We start from the raw sequence: 14,546 nt of genomic DNA, 5'->3' as shown, positions 1-14,546 counted from the left end.
CTCCTATTTCGCACTATATTTAAGAGCTCCACTTGGACAGCGATGAATGACTTCTTTGGCTTTTTCAGGTGTTGCATTGTCCGGAACGCAACTTGTATCAAGTACATATGGTTCAGCCACGCCTAGCCTTTCAAAACGTATTTATTGATCGCATGTGCCACGCCGCTCTCTTCATTAGAAAGTGTGATAAAATCGGCCATCTCCTTAATTTTATCAATCGCATTTTCCATAGCAACGCCAACACCTGCGTACTCAATCATCGTCGTATCATTCTCCTGATCACCAATACACATCACTTCACTCTGCTTAATGCCAAGCTTTTGCGCCAAACTGTGCACCGCATTTCCTTTACTAGCCTCAGGATTTAAAACCTCTAGAAAATATGGTGCGCTACGAACCAAGTTATACTTTTCGCCGAAGCTTGCTGGAATTTTTGCAATCGCTGGTGCTAAGACTTCTTCCTCATCGATAAACATCGCCTTAGAAACCATCACATCCTCAGGAACCTCATCCATCGGTTTGTAAAATAGTGGTGTGTTCGTCATTTGAGCCTCATAAACTGTATACTTTCCGATATCGCGGTTCGGCGTATATAGATTCTTCATATCGTTAAAATGCATATGCAAACCGACTTCTTGGCTCATATTGTATATATCTAAAATACTCGCATGATCAAGCGTCAGATGAGAAATAACCTCTTTCGTAAACGTATCTTGTACCATCGCGCCATTAAACGTAATCACATAATCGCCTTCACGTTTCAATTCTAAATCTGACAAATACTGCTGAACACCTGTAATTGGGCGCCCCGTGCATAAAACAACCTTCACGCCTAATCCTTTTGCTTTGTGAATCGCAGCGTGAACCTCCGGCGTAATCTCGTGCTTATCATTGAGTAATGTGCCATCTATATCGATTGCTACTAGTTTTATCATTATCTAAACCCCTTCAACTATTCCCTCAAGATGAGAGATATCATTCGCTTTAAGCACTCGGAATTCGCCATCTTCATATTCTACGACGGTAATTCCTGTATTTAATAAATGCGGTGTCTCCGTGCGGTGCGTCTGTAGATCCGCCTCCTGTAAAGCCACAAAAATCAACACGCGTAACGCCATGCCATGCGAAACAACCAAGATATTGCCCTCCGATTGCTCCTCTAAAATCTGCTCTATCGCTAATTTTGTACGTTCCTTCACTTGATGATAAGTTTCACCTTGGCTAACCTCTGCTTTATAGTATTCTGGATTATCCAGCATCATCGCGTATTCCTCACCATAATTTGCTGTAATATCAACAAAACGCTCACCTTCCCAAATACCAAAACTCATTTCGCGAAGTCCATCAAGCGTTGTTACATCTATATTTCGATCACCAATTATATAACCAGTTGTATCTACAGTCCGCTTACTTGGGCTAGAATATACAGCCGTGAAATCGATATCTGAAAGCGCCTCACCAGTTGCAATCGCACCATTAATGCCTTCTTCAATCAACGGTGAATCGCCCCATCCCTGCATTCTTCTAGCCAAGTTCCATTCGGTTTTACCGTGACGTACAAAATAAAAAGTGCGTTTACCCAAAATATTGCCTCCTCATAAATTAACTCTCCTCTAAAATTGTACCACTGTTTCAGAGAAAATTAAATGAAGTTTCGCACTTTCAACCAATTTTCACACAATTTCGGCCAAATTCGCGCTTCTTGATTCCACTGCGCCAAACCCAATCCATGCTCTCCTCGCTCAAAGGTATGGATTGAATGAGGAACCTGATGTCTCTGAAGCGCCGCCGCAAAAATAAAACTATTATCCACAGGTACCGAAGCATCGTTTTCCGTATGCCATAAAAATGTCGGTGGCGTATGATTGCTCACATTTAGCTCACTAGAAAGCTCCAAAATCTGCTGCTTACTCGGTGCCTCACCTAGCAAATTTTGACGACTTCCGCTATGTGTTTGTGCTCGCATCGTAATCACTGGATAAGCGAGTACCAACACATCTGGCCGTGTACTATACTGATGCATCGGATCTGACGCATCGGGCTGACCATCCTCTATATGTGTCGCAAGCGTCGAAGCTAAATGCCCGCCCGCCGAGAAGCCCATCGCACCTAAACGATTAGGATCAATTCCCCACTCCTCCGCACGGTGACGAACCATTCTAATCGCCCATTTTGCATCCTCTAAAGGAACCGGGTGTCGGTACGGTGCTACCCGATAATTGACTATAAATGCTGCAATACCAATACTATTCAGCCACTTCGCCACAGGTTTTCCTTCATGTTCTGCTCGCATTTCATATGATCCACCTGGAAAAATTAACATCGCTGGAACCGCCCGCTTACTGGATACCAAATACCGCTCTAAATTAGGGCAGTTCTTGTTCGCTATCCCTTCATATCTGATTTCTGTCATATTGTTTCACCGCCTATTATTATGTTACTACTATCATAATGGATGGCAGCTTTTTTTGCCAATATTATACATCACTATTAAGATCCGTTAAATGCGCCTCAATTTCTGCCCGACGTCCCTCTAAATCTGGTGGTAACTCCACATACGTTCCATGCTCTTTCTCGAAATCCGTTTGGAATCCTGGACCATCTGTCGCAAGCTCAATCAATATCCCGTTTTCCTCCCTGAAATAGAACGAATGGAAATAATGCCGATCCACAAAACCAGAATTTGGGTACCCTAAATCTTGAATGTATTGAATCCATTCTTGCAACTCCGCATCATCTGCTACTCGAAACGCCACGTGATGCACACTTCCGATCCCTTCCACAGCATGCGGATCTTTAAAATTCGCTTCTAGTTGCACCTCAGCACCATTCCCACCTTCTCCAACTTGAAAAACGGTCACCAAACGCTCATCATCTTCATAGGCACCGACCCGATCAAAGCCAAGAACCTTCGTCAACACACGATCCGTCTTCTCTTTTTTCAATGTCGAAAATAAAACTGGTCCTAATCCCAGAATCGCAAACTCCACTGGGACTGGACTTTCTGACCACGGTTTCCCGCCAGCTACACCCTTATCCCGCTGATCTGACATGAGTTGAATCGCTAAACCATCCACATCTTCAAAATCCAAAACTTTCCGATCAAACTGCTCATAAACACCCTCATGTTTCACGTGAAACATTGTTAAACGCTCTTCCCAGTAAGCAAGAGCCGCATCATTCGGTACTCTTAGTCCCATTCGCGCAATCGAATTATAGCCCTTCTTCCCCCGATTTGCCCTAGGGATTTCAAAAAAAGTAACCGTTGTCCCTGGATTCCCAATCTCATCCGCATAGTACAAATGGTAGGTATATGGATCATCCTGATTCACTGTTTTCTTCACCAATCGCAACCCCAAAACCTTCGTATAAAAATCAAAATTAGCCCGTGCATTTTCCGTAATAATCGAAATATGATGCAATCCTCTTAATTCCATCTCGCCACTCCTCACTAATCATCCAATTTTTTCAACAAACTGAGTAAAACCTTCTGCTCATCGCGCGTCAATTTATCAAACTGCTCTTGCTGAAATGCCTCTTGTGCCGGCACATTCTCCAAATAGCAGACCTTCCCACTTTCCGTTAATGCAATGTATTTTTCTTTACCTTGTTTACGTCTACAAATCAAGCCCTGCTCTTCCAGCTTTGCCAGTAGCTGAGCGATGTTACCTTTTGTTACTACGAGCCGATCTGCTAGCGCTTGTTGCGTACTCTCTGATTCTATGCCGATTTGCGCAATCACGTCAAACTGGGCCATCGAAAGCCCTGCATCCTTAAGATTTTTATTAGTCAATTTAATATTACGGTTATAAAATCTACTCAGTCGAAACCACAGCAGTACACCTAGTCGTTGCTCTTTTCTCACCAAAAGAATCGCCTCCTCCTATTTAGTTTAGTACTAAACTATAGAAAAAGCAACTATTCACTCCTGTACTAGCTGTCCCAAGTAGCGTATAACCGCTTCCGCGCGCCCTGCATCCCACACACCGCACATGGCTCCGTACCACATGCCATCCAGCGCCACACTGAGCAAGTCTGCACGTAAAGCACCAATTTCTGGTGTCATCTTCTCTAATTCTCGGTTATAAACATCCCGCCAGACCTCTGTTGCCTCCTGATTTGAAACCAGGACCTCTATCGAAGCCGCGTGTACCTTAATCAGCTCAGAATCGTTTAGTTGACGCAAATTTCCTCTCAAAAAAGCGTGTACATGGCGCAAAGCATCATCTTCAGGTATTTTTTCGAATTCCTCAGCGATGGTTTGTTCGTACTCACCGACTGTGAAATACGTCAAAGCCATCATCAAATCTTGTTTATTTTTAAAGTGATAGAAGATAGCAGGTTTTGTGATGCCGACTTTTTCGGCGATTTTAGCTAAACTTAGCTGATGAATACCATCTTCCTGAATGACCTGTATTGCTGCATCGATTAGTTCTTGTCTCTTCATGCTGAACCTCGCTTTCCGTTACGCTAATACGTTTAATGTAACGCAAACGCCGCCGTTAATCAAGGCAAAAAGAGACCAGCCACAAAACCGACCAGTCTCTTTCTAAGTTTATGCTAAATCTTCGCCATTCGTATCAATCACTTTTTTATACCAGAAAAATGAATCTTTACGTGATCTTGCGAGTGTGCCTTTGCCTTCATCATCTTGATCAACGTAAATGAAACCATAACGTTTGGACATTTCACTCGTAGATGCGCTGATAAGATCGATTGGACCCCAACTTGTGTAACCGATTAAGTCTACACCGTCTGCAATCGCTTCTTTCATCTGTTCGATGTGTTGGCGCAAATAATCAATGCGATACGGATCGTGAATCGCACCATCCGCTTCCACCGTATCATACGCGCCTAAACCATTTTCCACAATGAAAAGAGGTACTTGGTAACGGTCGTATAACCCGTTCAACGCCACACGCAAGCCCTTAGGATCAATTTGCCAGCCCCAATCAGAGCTCTCCAAGTATTCATTTTTCACGCCGCCCATGAAATTCCCACCCGTTTGATCTCGGTTTGGATCTGCCGAAACGGAAAGCGTCATGTAATAACTAAACGATAAGTAGTCGACTGGATAATCTTTCAAAAGCTCCAAATCACCGTTCTCCATTTTGATTGTGATGTTATTTTCTGCAAAGTAGCGTTTAATAAAACCAGGATAGTAACCGCCAACTTGGACGTCCGTAAAGAACAGGTTCATCTGATTTTGATGTTGCGCAAGTAGGATATCGTCTGGATTATTCGTCGCAGGATACGTCTCCATCCGCGCTAACATACAACCAATCTCGAAATCAGGATTGATCTCATGACCCAGTTTCACAACTTTCGAACTCGCGACAAACTGGTGATGCGCGGCTTGATAAGAAACTTCCAGCGGGTTCTCCACACGATCAACAACCACGCCACCACCAGTATACGGACTAATCGCGATGATATTAATCTCATTGAAAGTCAGCCAGTACTTCACTTTATCCTTGTAACGCGTCATCACCGTTTCCGCATAACGCACATAATGATCGATAACCTCGCGGCTCGCCCAACCATTATATTTCTGCGTCAAACCGAGCGGCGTCTCATAATGCGACAACGTCACGAGCGGCTCAATCCCATACTTCACCAACTCATCAATCACATTATCATAAAATTTCAACCCAGCCTCATTCGGCGTTAAATCATCACCATTCGGGAAAATCCGCGCCCAGTTAAACGACAAACGAAACGTCTTGAATCCCATTTCCGCAAACAACGCGATATCCTCTTTATAACGGTGATAAAAATCGACACCGTCACGCTTCGGAAAACGAGCCTTCGATTTCCCCGCCAAAATTTCTTCAATCTCAGCCGAAGTCACGTCTAGCGCATGCCCATTGCCGCGCTCCTCTTTCGGAACAAATCTCACCATATCCGCCGTAGAAAGACCTTTTCCATCTAAATCAAAGCCGCCCTCAACCTGATTCGCAGCCGTTGCGCCACCCCATAAAAATCCTTCTGGAAATTGCTTTTTGATCTCTGCCATTTGTTTATTCGCTCCTCTCAATCTTGTTTACATTTTTAGTATACAGCATGTAATGCATTACAGAGCAAGCATAAAATGAGCCGCACTACAAAATAATTTTTTGCAGTCCGGCTTATAGTAGAATTCGCATCATTTTAGCTTCTTAGCGCGAAAAACTTGCTGCACTTCTTTAAACATAAGATAACCATCAGTTTGTAAATAAGGAATTGGAAGTATCGAACTTATACCAATAAAAATACTAAATATCTTTACAAATATAAGATCATAGCCCACCAACATACCCATTATAATATTAACAACTGCCGGCATCATTATAACAAGTGTTTTCTTGAATAGATTCCAATTCTTCCCCTCTTCAAATGAGACAGAACAATTAACAATGATCGGAGAAATAGCGACCTTTTTTATGTTGAAAAAGAATAAGTTTCCAATGACAACTTTATCAATCTCCCCCCTAAAAAGCGTAATAAAAAATAGGTGAACGCACTCATGTAATACCAGAACGATTATCCAACTTTTATAAATTTCTAAAATCATTATTTTTATCCCTATAATTCATCAAAAATAACGCTGCTATGAACATCACTAATGTAATGACCATCGTAGGGAGTAACATAATGAATCCAGCTGTACTACCGATAATGAGTTGATTCCACACCAAACACATAGGCACACTTATCATATAATTTATCATCAAAATAAAATAAAGTAACCTCTTATTCTTTCTTGGTTTAAAGTTCAAATTAGACATATCATTTAAGAAACCATTAACTAAATTAAAAGATCTTTGTCCAAAAGCTACAATTAGCGCTGATATTATGGCTGACAAAATCACCGAGATCGAGATTATCAGTGTTAATTTTTCTTTGTAGAATGATAATTGAATGACCTGATCAACATAATTGGATGCATATTGATAACTTGGACCATGGATTTCTAAATAATCCAGCAGCTCTAGTGATTTTTTTGTGTTTGTTTCTATAAATATTTTTGAAAAATAGGGCTCTTCGTATCCTTGTTCTTTCAGAGTAGCCAACATTTTATTTAATTGCTCTATATTTTTATCCACTACCCTTGCTACTCCATAGCACTGTATTTGATCAGAATAAGAAATCGCAGCTACGGGGGAACTAACAATTCCCACAACTTCATGCGGGACATCGCTTATTGCTACCTGTTCTCCTATAACTGATTTTTTATTAGAATCGTAGTCGAAAAATTTCTCTAATTGCGCGAATGATAGCGCAATCTCCTTTTCGTTATCTTTAGGCAAACGTCCTTTAATTAACGCTTTTTTTGAAACAGGAAATGTGGTTTCGTAATTAGGCGAGCTTGTTATTATTTCTGGAAGTGCTAGTAATTCAAGTTTAGAGTTATCCAAAGTTAGTTCGTTTATATAACCTTGATCTACCACATAAATTTGATTGATATATCTTTTGTTATTTAACTCCCTTAACTCATTCACTGAAAGATAGTTTAGAGTTTGAAACTTCTCCTCTGCTTCACTACCTGTCATTACTGTATCAAAATATCTAGAATAATTTTCTCCAATATCCAACATTTCAAAATAATAATCACTTTCCAGCTCTGCATCCATAGGAACCGAATATAATATAGTATTTGAAACGATAATTGTCAGCAGACTCGTTAGCACAAGAATAAATGATAACATCAGTATATTAAATTTGGATTTAATTAAGTACAGAAAGATTTTCCGATTTAATACAAACTTCTTTTTTATCGCTTCCAAACGTGGTTCCTCTAGTTCAATCGCTGACGAAACCTCTACTTGCCCTTCTTCAATCAAAATCATTTTATCAGACAAATGTTCTAATCGCTTGTCATGACTAATTAAAAAAATGACCTTAGTCTTTGATAACTCACATAGCACATTAGACAAAATTTCCGTTGAGCGATTATCTAAGCTATTGGTTGGCTCATCTAAAATAATAATGGCAGTGTTGAGCGATAAAGTACGGACCAATTCTACCTTAACAAACTCGCCGCCACTTAACGCTTGGATATCTTTGTCCAAATAGTGTGCATCGATAGAAAAAAGCTCACAGTATTTCTTTACTAATTGAGGATTTATTTCAGGAAACTCTAAAAATTTTCGCACTGTTGTTTTGTATTTCCAATTTTTTTGTCCAAAATAAGCAATGTCCAGTTGTTGAGATTGCTTATTTTTTAGTTCATTTTCAATAAAGGTGGTTTTCCCGCTACCGTTATTCCCAACAATTACATACATCCCGGGAGTTTTTATTGAAAAAATGCTAAATGCCTCTGTATTATTCATAAAATCACCTTTCTAATGCTATTTTTTAAAGTTTTAGGGATTATTACATAAGTGATGATAGAAAATATTGTCGTAACACCTACAATGCTGGTGATAAGGAACGAGTGCGTTAATATCCACATAACCAATATTTCGATTACTAAAACAATGATAGAAAATAGTTTGAAATTAGCAATCATATACGCTTTTTTCTGAAATTCACTAATTCTTTTTCATCGTATCCATAAAAAACTAAAGTACTATAGCTATTTTTATAGTTAGCCTCGTATATATACAATAAAATTAATAGCACGGCTAAAAGCAAACATATAAAGAGCAGTACTTTTTTTTATTAGCGTCAGAGAGCTACTGTATTGGTTGACTTCTGCATTCAATATTTCTGGCTCATAGCCTTTAATCAGTATTTTTTGTGCATACAATTTATTTGCTGCTAAAAAATCATAAAAGGAATCGTCTTTCTTTAACTCCACTTGGGCCTCTGTCAGTAATACATTATCTTGATTAATTTTAGATAGAACTTTCGAATATAAAATCGGACTAAATTCCGTCTCTATTTGATTCTTTACCAGCGATTTATTATGCTTAATATGATAATCCAATTTTTCTGCTTTAACTAGAAAGTCCTCCGTCAACATTAAATTATCCGGTACATACAGAGATGGATTTTTGTTATTTTTTAAAATAAGCCCCATCATCTATAATTAATTCCGTATCCTCACCAAGTTTCAAATAACGCCGTAACTCGTCTATCATTAGCTCCTTAATATCCATAAATTCCTTAGAGCTTGGATCATATAACTCCAAATAAAATAAGTTTTTGTACGTACTATTCTTCAATGCTATCGCCTGCTCTAAATACTCATCTTCATTTATACGCTTTTCTTCATTAAAAAATTTACTCTTGTTAAATTTAGTTGCCGATTGCACAAGTAACGTATTAATAGACTCATTATCATTATATAAAGAAGCATTACTGCTATACAATGCCGCTAACCGATACGTCCCCTTCTTGCTAGTTGGCTTTTCGTCCTCATTATTTATCATCAACAAGACTCCTAAGCAAGCAGCAAATAAAATTGTACATAAAAGATAAAACACATACAGAAAATAGGTTTTTCTTGGTTTTAATTTAATTTCTCGCTTTTTCTCATTCGTTTTATCGAAGTAAAATTCCCTACTAATAGGCTGCTTTGCTTCATCGTAAACCTCTCCATTTTCAATAGTTAACTTTTTTTTGATATTCTGTAAATCTGTCATCGTGTGTTATTAGTAGTATCTTTTTCCTCTGTGCTACTTGATGAATAATTTGCTTTAACTTTTCAAAAATATCTATATCTAAATCGTTGGATGGTTCATCAAGAATAAGAACTTCTTGTTCCGATAAAATAACCCTCAATAAATTCACTAATCTTTTTTCGCCACCACTTAAATACTTACTTTTTTTAGTGAGTAGATAGTCCAACTTATTATTTTTCAAAAAACTAATAACCCATTCTTCTGAGAGCACATTCATTGTGATATTAGTTAAAACTGTTTCTTGTTCTAATATTTGATTATCATCTTGTTTCATCATGCTGCATATACCTTTGTTAGCTGCTAATATATCCTTTGCTAATGTAGTTTTCCCTGCTCCATTTTTCCCACTTAATATGTATATACCATTTTGAATTATATGCAATTTTATTGTCCCTCTTTTTTCAATTAGATGAATGAAAAGCTCTGCTGATGCTCTTAAAGTACGAATAAATCTATGAGCATTTGAGATTTCACATTTTTATTAGAATTTTTCATCAGTTTGTACGAATATTTGTCTTTTCCATTTGTAGAGTGTGCGAAAAACTCTCCATAGTAAGTATTGTTTTTCGAAGTATATCCATTATCATATTCGAGTATATATTTACCGTTATTTTTCTTATAATATATACTGTACTTTGTTTTTACCGTTCCAGATTTTTGATTCACCCCATAGTATACTTTACCACTGGTCCAATGTTTTTTAGTTTCAATGGCTGAGGCACTCTGGTTCACTTGATACGTATTACTCCACTGGTAGCTAGCGTCTACTCCCCGAACAGTATACCTAGCTTGTACAGTCGAAACTGCCAAAGATGCTACTGCAACAATCAAGCTAGCAACTGCAAGTATTACTATCCATGTTACTTTCGTCTTCTTCAAATTAACTCCCCCTGTATTCTCGCTCTCCACCCATATGTGAAAATCGTAACACAATGAATTGGTTAATGCAACATAATTTTGGATAATACTTCTTTTTTACATGTATCAACTAAATTCTACACAAAAAGCACCCTATCTAAGACAGGATGCTCCTTTTCAAACCTTATTAAACTAAATCACTACCATTACTCTCAATCACTTTTTTATACCAATGGAACGATTTCTTCTTAGAACGGTCAAGCGTACCTTTACCTTCATTATCGCGGTCAACGTAGATGAAACCGTAACGCTTCTTCATCTCGCCAGAGCCAGCGCTGACAAGGTCAATACAACCCCACGGCGTATAGCCAATCAAATCGACACCGTCCTCAATCGCTTCGCCCATTTCGCGCACGTGCTCCCGCATGTAATCAATCCGGTAATCATCATTAATCGAGCCATCAGCCTCCACCGTATCCACTGCACCAAGACCATTTTCCACGACGAAAAGTGGTTTTTGATAACGATCGTAAATCGCATTCATCGTAATACGCAGACCAAGTGGATCGATTTGCCAACCCCACTCGCTCGCTTCCAAATTCGGATTACGCAATGTCGCAAAAACGTTGCCCTCGGTCTCTTTCATCACTTCAGGATCCGCACTTGTCAGACGAGAAGAATAATAACTAAACGCCACGTAGTCCACCGTATGATTTTTCAGAACGTCCAAATCGCCGTCTTCCATCACTAAGTTAATGTTGTGCTCCTTGAAGAAACGCTTGCTATAACTCGGATAGTAGCCGCGCGCTTGCACATCAATGAAGAAATAACCCTCACGATCAGCTTGCATCGCTTTCCAAACATCTTTCGGATCACAGGAGAACGCATACGTCGAACCTGCCGCCAACATACAACCAACCTGATTTTCCGGATCAATCTCATGCGCCAATTTCGTCGCCATCGCAGAAGCCACCAACTGATGATGCGCCGCTTGATACTTCGCCTCTTCCGGATTCGCTTCCCCATTCACATCCATACCACCACCGAAAAACGGCAGATGCAAAATCATATTAATCTCATTAAACGTCATCCAATACTTCACTTTTCCTTTATAACGATTAAAAATAACCTCACAGAAATTCATGTAAAAATCGATACACTTGCGATTCTTCCAACCACCATACTTCTTGAAAAGTTCCACCGGTGTATCAAAATGATTAATCGTCACAACAGGCTCGATGCCATATTTCGCACACTCGTCAAACACACGATCATAAAACTCAAGACCCGCTTCGTTCGGAGTCGCATCATCGCCATTTGGGAAAATACGTGGCCAACTAATAGACAAACGGAACGACTTGAATCCCATTTCCGCAAACAACGCAATATCCTCTTTATAACGATGATAAAAATCGATCGACTCATGACTCGGATAATAATCATATTTCGTTTCCAGCGCTTTCGTCGGATTCATAACCGCATCCCAACGCCCTCCCTCAACTGCCGGTAAGACATCGACAGGCGACAAGCCCTTACCATCCTCTAAATACGCGCCCTCACATTGATTGGCAGCAACAGCGCCGCCCCATAAAAATCCTTCTGGAAATGGTGATTTTGTCATAATATTTTTCTCTCCTTCTCTATTCAAAATTAGTTAATTACGAAAAGCACAATGAAATTCTAAATCGATGAATAGTGCATCACAACGGACACAACGATGCTGCGTCCCTATCCAAAATAACCGTAATCGACGGATGCAATTGTAAAATGGAAGACGGCACATCTTTCGTAATTTCACCAAAAAAGGCTTTTTTCACGATCTCCGCTTTATGCTTCCCATTCGCAAACATGATAATATTCTTCGCCTGCATCACCGCTTTTGGCCCCATTGTCACATAAAAATCAGGAACCTTCGATGCATCTCCGCCAACCTCGCCAATCAAAATCTCTTTCATTTCAGGCGTCGTCGGAACCGCAACTGTCTCATCATGAACGTCCGTCGTATCTGGCAAATTCCCACAAAAATGGCCATCCGCGCCAATACCAAGCAAGATCACATCAAGCCCGCCGTCCGCTTTCAACCTCGCATCATGCGTCTCATAATTCGTTTCATCCAGCGCATGAATCTGCTTAGCCGGAATCCCCGCTGGCGTAAAAAACGACTTCGCCAAATTACTAATCGTCACACCAGGCTCACCAGTTCCTTTGAGCGGAATCTCATCGAAATTGTAATAGTGAACATTATCAAAATAAGATTTTCCCTTCACCTGCGGAACAAGTTGCTCATACATGCGAAGTGGCGTATTCCCAGCCGTAATCGACATATTGACACGGCGATCCTGATACATATAACCCAATAGATGCTGCCCTGCAACCGTACTCATTTCTTCATAAGAATCTGTAATAATAAATTTCAAAATTATGTCCTCCTTTTTGTTTATAAACTGATCTTAATTCTATCTTACATCCTGTAATGCATTACAGAGCAAATGAAAAGCTAAACGCGAGGGTTTACATACTCGCTTCGCTCCTATGCATATTGAGGTTCTTCTGGTATTCTGCTTCTTTAGTTGTTTTGGCAACTGATCAGGGCTTGGTATCTTAAGAACCGCTGATGGTTTACATACTCGCTTCGCTCCTATGCATATTGAGGTTCTAATTCAGCATAGTACGCTTCTTAAGAACCTCAACAAAACCCAAACCAACAACAATCACGGGACACAAATGTGGCTCGTTCTCATCATCAATCTAGGTTATGCCTGGTCGTACCAGTAACAATCCATCGCTCGATCGTCATCTTTATTCAATTGCTCGATTTCGCTCCGTCACCCGGTGAATATGGAGCGTCAAATACACCCGTTCGTCCTTCGTAAGCGTCGCATGGTGCGCCTTTTGCAAATACGCGTCAATTTTCCCAGTGCACGCAAAGCTTTCTGGATACTTCACCTGCACCTGATCATACAGAAAATCATCGCCCGAATCCACAATCTCATTCCTCAATAACCGCTGTGCAAAATACTGTAAATGAGTCACAAAACGCGTATAATTCAGCGACGACTCATCCAACACTACATTGAAGTGATACGTCACAATGTTCAGCACATCCTGCACCAGTTGCGTCATATCAACCGTAGTCTTCATCGCCAGGCCATCCGTCCGCGCATTCACAATATGAAGCGCAATAAATCCCGCCTCATCCTCACCAAGCTGAATGTCCAGCCGATCCTTAATAATCTCAAGCGCCTTAAGCCCAATCCTAAACTCATCCTTGTAAAACTTCTTGATTTCCCACAGCATCACATTGCGAATCACCATATCCTTCTCATAGCGCGCAATTGCAAAACTAATATGATCTGTAAGCGTCAAATACACATTGTCACTGATTTTCGCATCAAAGGTTTCCTTCGCATAATTCACAATCTCATCCGCAATCTCCAAATGAATCGCCGGAATCTCGCCAAGTAAATCCATCAATTTCTCAGACAATTCCTCTGTCTCCAAAACAAAAACCTTCTCAATCACCGCATCATCAATAATATCATCCATCTTCTTCTGGAATCCAACACCCTTGCCCATGATAACAAGCTCATGTCCCTGCTCATTCATCGCTAGAGCAACATTATTATTAATCGCTTTAATAATCTTCATAGAAGCCTCCTCGCTTTCATGGACGAAAAAAATACCAATACCGCACGCGCTCACACATACAAAAAAAAATACGTGCTCCCCCCGTCGACGTTGGTAATGCCTGATCGAATCAGTAACAATCCTTATCTTAAGGCTAAGTATAGCACCTTATCGAAAGCGCTGTCAACGAGATTTTTCAAATTTATTCGAAGCTTTCCGTCTTGCTGTATAAATACGCCAATTCCATCATTGATTTGCTTACAATCTCTTCCATAGCAACGCATTTCACAGCGTCCTCTTTCCGAATAATCCGCCCAATTCGCAACCATTTTTTCGGGTTTTCCAATAGTTCCTCAAAGTGTTCCCGAACCGCCACATCCTCCAAATAATCTTGCAATCCGACAAAATTATCCGGCTCATCCTCATACGACGTCCAAACCTATAACCCTGCGA

Annotated in this window: 18 protein-coding genes; all 18 read right to left on the bottom strand. The window is 40.0% G+C overall.

Features of this window, described 5'->3' with window-relative positions; genetic code table 11:
• Positions 1–3 precede the first annotated feature (3 nt).
• A complete protein-coding gene (locus PGRAN_RS17820; RefSeq protein ID WP_159101151.1) occupies positions 4–120 on the bottom strand; it encodes a (4Fe-4S)-binding protein in 117 nt (38 codons plus the stop codon).
• A gap of 2 nt (positions 121–122) precedes the next feature.
• A complete protein-coding gene (gene yidA / locus PGRAN_RS13435) occupies positions 123–935 on the bottom strand; it encodes a sugar-phosphatase (protein ID WP_036067803.1) in 813 nt (270 codons plus the stop codon).
• A 3-nt stretch (positions 936–938) separates the two neighbouring features.
• Positions 939–1,583 (bottom strand): histidine phosphatase family protein, encoded by a 645-nt coding sequence (locus PGRAN_RS13430; protein WP_036067801.1) that lies wholly within the window; start codon positions 1,581–1,583, stop codon positions 939–941.
• A 59-nt stretch (positions 1,584–1,642) separates the two neighbouring features.
• A complete protein-coding gene (locus PGRAN_RS13425) occupies positions 1,643–2,413 on the bottom strand; it encodes an alpha/beta hydrolase (RefSeq protein WP_036067800.1) in 771 nt (256 codons plus the stop codon).
• A gap of 64 nt (positions 2,414–2,477) precedes the next feature.
• Entirely contained in the window at positions 2,478–3,437 is a 960-nt protein-coding gene (locus tag PGRAN_RS13420) for a ring-cleaving dioxygenase (RefSeq protein ID WP_036067798.1), read from the bottom strand.
• Between the two features lie 14 nt (positions 3,438–3,451).
• Positions 3,452–3,868 carry a MarR family winged helix-turn-helix transcriptional regulator gene (locus PGRAN_RS13415; RefSeq protein WP_036067796.1) on the bottom strand — a complete coding sequence of 139 codons (417 nt, stop codon included), beginning with the start codon at positions 3,866–3,868 and terminating at the stop codon, positions 3,452–3,454.
• Positions 3,869–3,922: 54 nt separating this feature from the next.
• Positions 3,923–4,447, bottom strand: a complete 525-nt coding sequence (locus PGRAN_RS13410; RefSeq protein WP_036067795.1) for a TetR/AcrR family transcriptional regulator — start codon at positions 4,445–4,447, stop codon at positions 3,923–3,925.
• Positions 4,448–4,555: 108 nt separating this feature from the next.
• Complete coding sequence (locus tag PGRAN_RS13405) at positions 4,556–6,016, bottom strand: glycoside hydrolase family 1 protein (protein WP_036067794.1); 1,461 nt, start codon at positions 6,014–6,016, stop codon at positions 4,556–4,558.
• Positions 6,017–6,145: 129 nt separating this feature from the next.
• On the bottom strand, positions 6,146–6,553 hold the full coding sequence (locus PGRAN_RS13400; RefSeq protein WP_036067793.1) for a hypothetical protein: 408 nt from the start codon (positions 6,551–6,553) through the stop codon (positions 6,146–6,148).
• Positions 6,534–8,312, bottom strand: a complete 1,779-nt coding sequence (locus tag PGRAN_RS13395; protein WP_036067791.1) for an ATP-binding cassette domain-containing protein — start codon at positions 8,310–8,312, stop codon at positions 6,534–6,536. The genes PGRAN_RS13400 and PGRAN_RS13395 overlap by 20 nt, the downstream gene beginning before the upstream one ends.
• A 257-nt stretch (positions 8,313–8,569) precedes the next feature.
• Positions 8,570–9,007, bottom strand: a complete 438-nt coding sequence (locus PGRAN_RS17370) for a hypothetical protein (protein ID WP_173399975.1) — start codon at positions 9,005–9,007, stop codon at positions 8,570–8,572.
• Positions 8,982–9,569 carry a hypothetical protein gene (locus PGRAN_RS17365; RefSeq protein ID WP_173399974.1) on the bottom strand — a complete coding sequence of 196 codons (588 nt, stop codon included), beginning with the start codon at positions 9,567–9,569 and terminating at the stop codon, positions 8,982–8,984. The genes PGRAN_RS17370 and PGRAN_RS17365 overlap by 26 nt, the downstream gene beginning before the upstream one ends.
• Entirely contained in the window at positions 9,529–9,990 is a 462-nt protein-coding gene (locus PGRAN_RS17360) for an ATP-binding cassette domain-containing protein (protein ID WP_173399973.1), read from the bottom strand. The genes PGRAN_RS17365 and PGRAN_RS17360 overlap by 41 nt, the downstream gene beginning before the upstream one ends.
• A 53-nt stretch (positions 9,991–10,043) precedes the next feature.
• A complete protein-coding gene (locus tag PGRAN_RS13385; RefSeq protein WP_036067790.1) occupies positions 10,044–10,487 on the bottom strand; it encodes a hypothetical protein in 444 nt (147 codons plus the stop codon).
• A gap of 166 nt (positions 10,488–10,653) precedes the next feature.
• On the bottom strand, positions 10,654–12,087 hold the full coding sequence (locus tag PGRAN_RS13380) for a 6-phospho-beta-glucosidase (protein WP_036067789.1): 1,434 nt from the start codon (positions 12,085–12,087) through the stop codon (positions 10,654–10,656).
• 79 nt (positions 12,088–12,166) lie between these two features.
• Positions 12,167–12,883: a glucosamine-6-phosphate deaminase gene (locus PGRAN_RS13375; protein WP_036067788.1), complete on the bottom strand. Its 717-nt coding sequence runs from the start codon at positions 12,881–12,883 to the stop codon at positions 12,167–12,169.
• A gap of 382 nt (positions 12,884–13,265) precedes the next feature.
• Entirely contained in the window at positions 13,266–14,114 is an 849-nt protein-coding gene (gene licT / locus PGRAN_RS13370) for a BglG family transcription antiterminator LicT (RefSeq protein WP_036067787.1), read from the bottom strand.
• A gap of 181 nt (positions 14,115–14,295) precedes the next feature.
• Complete coding sequence (locus PGRAN_RS13365; protein WP_206537376.1) at positions 14,296–14,469, bottom strand: hypothetical protein; 174 nt, start codon at positions 14,467–14,469, stop codon at positions 14,296–14,298.
• Positions 14,470–14,546 lie beyond the last annotated feature (77 nt).

This window comes from Listeria grandensis FSL F6-0971 (genome assembly GCF_000525835.1).
GTDB classification, from domain to species: domain Bacteria; phylum Bacillota; class Bacilli; order Lactobacillales; family Listeriaceae; genus Listeria_A; species Listeria_A grandensis.
This window is presented reverse-complemented; position numbering and strand designations above follow the sequence as displayed.